The sequence below is a fragment of the Bordetella sp. genome (assembly GCF_057362025.1).
Map to the genome: position 1 here is coordinate 1 of NZ_JBMQQZ010000019.1, position 5,815 is coordinate 5,815.

Annotated in this window: 4 protein-coding genes and 1 tRNA gene; 4 read left to right on the forward strand and 1 reads right to left on the reverse strand. The window is 63.7% G+C overall.

Going from position 1 to position 5,815, the window contains the following annotated elements:
• The coding region (gene dgoD / locus ACO1P8_RS05925) for a galactonate dehydratase (protein ID WP_486294989.1) at positions 1 to 967 on the forward strand (967 nt) is incomplete at its 5' end.
• Between the two features lie 121 nt (positions 968 to 1,088).
• Entirely contained in the window at positions 1,089 to 2,396 is a 1,308-nt protein-coding gene (locus tag ACO1P8_RS05930) for an MFS transporter (RefSeq protein WP_486294990.1), read from the forward strand.
• Between the two features lie 168 nt (positions 2,397 to 2,564).
• Here ACO1P8_RS05930 and htpG read toward each other — a convergent pair whose 3' ends face one another.
• A complete protein-coding gene (gene htpG / locus ACO1P8_RS05935) occupies positions 2,565 to 4,472 on the reverse strand; it encodes a molecular chaperone HtpG (protein ID WP_486294991.1) in 1,908 nt (635 codons plus the stop codon).
• A gap of 244 nt (positions 4,473 to 4,716) precedes the next feature.
• On the opposite strand from htpG, the gene ACO1P8_RS05940 reads away from it, so the two are divergent.
• Positions 4,717 to 4,801: transfer RNA gene (locus ACO1P8_RS05940), tRNA-Leu, on the forward strand.
• Between the two features lie 368 nt (positions 4,802 to 5,169).
• A complete protein-coding gene (locus tag ACO1P8_RS05945) occupies positions 5,170 to 5,799 on the forward strand; it encodes a YitT family protein (protein ID WP_486294992.1) in 630 nt (209 codons plus the stop codon).
• Positions 5,800 to 5,815: the final 16 nt, after the last annotated feature.

A 5,815-nucleotide genomic window follows, 5' to 3' on the forward strand; every position in this document is an offset into this window, starting at 1 on the left:
AGACCACTGGACCGTCCTGTACCGCGGCGGCTTCTATCGCGGCGGCGCCATTCACATGAGCGCGCTGGCGGGCATCGACCAGGCGCTGTGGGATATCAAGGGCCGTGCGCTCGGCGTCCCGGTATCCCAGCTGCTGGGCGGCAACGTACGCGATCGCATCCGCGTGTATTCCTGGATAGGCGGCGATCGCCCCGCCGATACCGCGGCAGCCGCCAAGGCCGCCGTCGAGCGCGGCTTCACCGCCGTCAAGATGAACGGTACGGAAGAACTGCAATACATCGACTCGCACGACAAGGTACGCAAGTGCCTGGAAAACGTCGCCGCGGTGCGCGATGCGGTCGGGCCCGACGTCGGCATCGGCGTGGATTTCCACGGGCGTGTGCACAAACCCATGGCCAAGGTCCTGATCAAGGAACTGGAGCCCTACAAACTGATGTTCATCGAAGAACCGGTGCTCAGCGAACACTACGAATCGCTGAAAGAATTGGCACCGCTGTCCTCGACCCCTATCGCCCTGGGCGAACGGCTGTTCTCGCGCTGGGATTTCAAGCGCATCCTGTCGGAAGGCTACGTCGACATCATCCAGCCCGATCCTTCGCACGCCGGCGGCATCACCGAAACGCGCAAGATCGCCGCCATGGCCGAGGCCTACGACGTCGCCTTGGCGCTGCACTGCCCGCTGGGCCCCATCGCCCTGGCAACCTGCCTGCAGATCGACGCGGGCTGCTACAACGCCTTCATCCAGGAACAAAGCCTGGGCATCCACTACAACGCCGCCAACGACCTGCTGGACTACATCAGCAACCGCGAAGTCTTCGCGTATCGCGACGGCATGGTCGCAATACCGCAGGGTCCGGGCCTGGGCATCGAGGTGAACGAAGAGTACGTCAAGGAACGCGCCGCGGTCGGACATCGCTGGCGCAACCCGGTGTGGCGCCACAAGGACGGCAGCTTCGCCGAATGGTAAGCCCGCGCATCGTTCATGCGCCCCTGGCCGCCGATAACCCCACTACCCGAAGAGATCCATCGCCAGTGCACACATCGAACGCACGGCATGAGCCATAAAGCAGAAACAACAGGAGACCACCGTGCCCACCGCACACACCGCCGCCCTGCCCGGCGCACAGGCCACCCGCAGCCGCTACCTGATCATGGTGATGCTGTTCATCACCGTGGTGATCAACTACCTGGACCGCAGCAACCTTTCCATCGCCGCGCCGGCGCTCAAGGACGAGTTCGGCCTGGATACCGTGCATGAAGGGCTGATCCTGTCGGCCTTCGGCTGGACCTACGCGGCCATGCAGATCCCGGGAGGCTGGCTGGTCGACCGCGTGGCGCCGCGGGTGCTGTACGCCGTTGCCCTGATCCTGTGGTCCGCCGCCACCTTCTTCATGGGCTTCGCCGGCAGCTTCGTCGCCCTGTTCGTGCTGCGCCTGGCCGTCGGCGCGCTGGAGGCGCCGGCCTATCCCATCAACAACCGCGTCGTCACGACCTGGTTCCCGGAACGCGAGCGCGCCACGGCCATCGGCTTTTACACGTCCGGCCAGTTCGTCGGGCTGGCCTTCCTGACCCCGGTCCTGGCCTGGCTGCAGCATCGCTATGGCTGGCACATGGTGTTCGTGACCACGGGCCTGCTGGGCATCGTCTGGGGCGTGCTGTGGTTCATGGTCTACCGCGAGCCGCGGCAGTTCCGCGGCGCCAACGAGGCGGAGATCGAACTCATCCGCCAGGGCGGCGGCGTGGTGGACCTGGAACGCCGCGTGACGGAAAAGAAAACGCCGTTCGCCTGGGCCGACCTGGGACGGGTCATGTCGCGGCGCAAGCTGTGGGGCGTCTACCTGGGCCAGTTCTGCCTGACCTCCACCTTGTGGTTCTTCCTGACGTGGTTCCCCACGTATCTGGTGAAGTACCGCGGGATGGATTTCATCAAGTCCGGCTTCCTGGCATCCGTGCCTTTCCTGGCGGCGTTCATCGGCGTACTGTGCTCCGGCGTATTGTCGGACTGGCTGATCCGCCGCGGCGCCACGGTCGGCCTGGCGCGCAAGCTGCCCATCATCCTGGGCCTGCTGATTTCCACGGCGATGATAGGCGCGAACTACACCGATTCCACGTCGTGGGTCATTTTCTTCCTGGCGCTGGCCTTCTTCGGCAACGGGCTCGCTTCCATCACCTGGTCGCTGGTGTCCACGCTGGCCCCCGTGCGATTGCTGGGACTGACGGGCGGCGTATTCAACTTCGTCGGCAACCTCTCGTCCATCTGCACGCCCATTGTGATCGGCTACCTCGTCACCCAGGACAACTTCGCCCCAGCGATCGTCTACGTGGCCTCGCTGGCCCTGCTGGGCGCCCTGTCGTACATCCTGCTGGTGGGCAAGGTGGAGCGGATCGAGATGTAAGCCAGCCGCATACCGGCGCATAAAAAAAAGGCGGATCGCCCTTCGGCGACCCGCCTTTTTCGTTCCCGCCTACCCAAAGGGCTGGCCGGGTTCGACCATGCTCCACTCGGCGTGGCCGTCCCGGGCGGCTTGCATATGCGCGCCCGGGGCCTGCCGGATGGCCGGTACTTACGCCTTCAAGAGCAGCGCATTCATGCGCTTCACGAACGCGGAGGGGTCGGCCAGCTGCCCGCCTTCCGCCAGCATGGCCTGATCCAGCAGCAGCTGCGCCCAATCGTTGAAGTCCTCGTCGGCCGCATCGCGCAAGCGCCCCACCAGGCCGTGTTCCGGATTGATCTCCAGCGTGGGCTTGACCGAAGGCGCTTCCTGCCCCGCGGCCTTCAGCATGCGCAGCAGGTTGGGGCTGAGCTCATTCTGACCCACCACGATGCAGGCCGGCGAATCCACCAGGCGCAGCGTGACGCGCACGTCGGCCACCTTATCGTCCAGTGCAGTCTTCAGGCGTTCGACCAAAGGCTTGAACGACTCCTGCACCTCGGCCTGACGCTTCTTTTCTTCCTCGTCGGCCAGCGCGTCCAGGTCCAGGCCGCCCTTGGCCACCGACACCAGCGACTTGCCGTCGAACTCGCGCAGGTAAGACAGCATCCACTCGTCGACGCGGTCGGACAGCAGCAGGACCTCGATGCCCTTCTTGCGGAAGATCTCCAGGTGCGGACTATTCTTGGCCGCGGCATAGGTTTCCGCCGTGACGTAGTAGATCTTGTCCTGGCCTTCCTTCATGCGCGACACATAATCGGCGAAGGAAACGTTCTCTACGCCGTCCTCGTTGTGCGTGGACGCGAAGCGCAACAGCTTGGCGATGCGCTCCTGGTTGGCGACGTCCTCGCCGGTGCCTTCCTTCAGCACCTTGCCGAACTCCTGCCAGAACAGCGCGTAGTCGTCCTTGCGGTTCTCCGCCAGGTCTTCCAGCAGCGACAGCACGCGCTTGGACGAACCTTCGCGGATCGCGCGCACATCGCGGCTTTCCTGCAGGATCTCGCGCGACACGTTCAGCGGCAGATCCGCCGAGTCGATTACCCCGCGCACAAAGCGCAGGTACATCGGCAACAGCTGCTCGGCATCGTCCATGATGAACACGCGCTTGACGTACAGCTTCACGCCGCGGCGCGCATCGCGGTCCCACATATCCATGGGCGCGTGCTTGGGGATATACAGCAGCTGGGTGTATTCGCTGCGCCCCTCCACACGGTTGTGCGTCCACGCCATGGGATCGTCATAGTCATGGGCGACGTGCTTATAGAACTCGCGGTACTGCTCTTCCGTGGTGTCGTTCCTGGACCGCGTCCACAGCGCATTCGCCTGGTTGACCGTTTCCAGCTCATCCTTGCGGACCTGCTCGCCCTTCTCCGCGTCCCACTCTTCCTTGGCCATGCGGATGGGCAGCGAAATGTGGTCGGAATACCGGCGCAGGATCTCCCGCAGCTTCCAGCCGCTGAGCAATTCGTCTTCATCGGCGCGCAGATGCAGCGTCACATCGGTGCCGCGCCCGGCCTTCTCCGCCTGCGCCACCGTGAACTCGCCCTGTCCATCCGACTCCCAGCGCACCGCCTGGTCCGCCGGCACCCCGGCACGGCGGCTGACCACCGTAACCTTATCGGCCACGATAAAGGACGAATAAAAACCGACGCCGAACTGGCCGATCAGCTGCGCGTCCTTTTGCTTATCGCCGGTCAGCTTGGCGAAGAATTCGCGGGTGCCGGAGCGGGCGATCGTGCCCAGGTTGGCCACAGCCTCTTCGCGGGTCAGGCCGATGCCGTTGTCCGAGATGGTGATCGTGCGTGCCGCCTTGTCGTAATCCACCCGGATGCCCAGCTCCGGGTCCCCTTCCATCAGCGAGGGGTTATCGATCGCCTCGAAGCGCAGCTTGTCGCAGGCATCGGATGCGTTCGAAACCAGTTCGCGCAGGAAGATTTCCTTGTTGCTGTACAGGGAGTGGATCATGAGGTGCAGCAGCTGCTTGACCTCTGCCTGGAAACCCAGGGTTTCCGATGCGGAATGGGATGCGGTTTCGCTCATGTCGAAATCTTGGTGTCTGCGTTGGTAGGATGGCGGCGCCTGGGGCGGCCGCCGGGCCGGGACCGGCACGCACAGGGCGGCCGACCCGCCAGAACATGGGGGCGGGAACCGGTTTATCAAGTGGGCTATAATGCCGACCTTTCCGCCACGCGGCGTTTGCCTGCCCCGCCCTGGGTCAGGTGCCGGTAGCCTCATCCCTTTGCGGGGAGCAGGGCCAGACCGAACAAACGCCCGCGCACGACCTGCCCGGGTGGTGAAATTGGTAGACGCAGGGGACTCAAAATCCCCCGCCGCAAGGCGTGCCGGTTCGATTCCGGCCCCGGGCACCACTGAATAATCCCTTGATTTTCAATATCATTCCCAGACAGCCCTCCCTGTCTGGGCAGGCTCCTGCTGTCTCCAGCTTTTGCTAGAGCCCAGTCCCGGGCACAGATATTTCTGCCCTTGCAAATTCCTGCACCCGGATCGGGAGTTTCGACAGCAGCTCACCTGGCTCGCACTTGAGCGGGAAGCTGGCGCAGCTGCTCGGATTGCGCTGAGGCCGTGGCCCTCACGGGCCGTTACTCCAATTCCCGATATTGCTTAAGTCGTCGCTGCGCTGCAATATATATAAGACTAATCCTAGCGACGCGCCTCCAGCCAAAAGCCCATGGCTCGCCCTCGGGAACCCCTTTCCCCTACCCTCCGGGAATCTTCCATGTCTCTCCTTGACCGGCACCCTTCGCCGGCGCAGGAAGCTCCATCGCATAACGCAATCGACGATGCGTATGGACTTTTCATCGGCACCCTGTTCGCTGCCATGGGCATCTCGCTGCTCGCCCGCGGCGGAATGATCACGGGGGGCATCGCAGGCATGGCCCTCTTGGGCTCTTTCGTATCGGGCTATGCGGCCGCGCCTCTCGTTCCCTTGATCAATATCCCTTTCATCCTGTTTTCCTGCCGCGCCATGGGCAGGACATTCGGGATCAAGAGCGCCTTCGTCAGCCTGGCAATAGGTGTGGGTGTGAGCGCCATCAGCCGCTCTCTGGAAGTATCCGGCATCAGCAACGCCTTCGCCGCAATCGCCGGTGGCACCTTCCTTGGCATGGGCATCCTGTGCCTCGCGCGGCACAACGCATCCATGGGAGGCACCAGCGCGCTGACCCTATGGGTACAGCGGCGTTCCGGAATCAACGCCGGCAAGCTCCAACTCGCCTTCGACCTGGGCTTGTTCTGCGTGGCGGTGGCCTATCTTCCCTTGGCCAAAATACTGTGGTCCGCCCTGGGAACGTTCGCGATGAACGCAATGCTGATCGCCTGGCACAAGCCGGGACGATACAAAGGCTAGGCCGGGGACCCGGGGA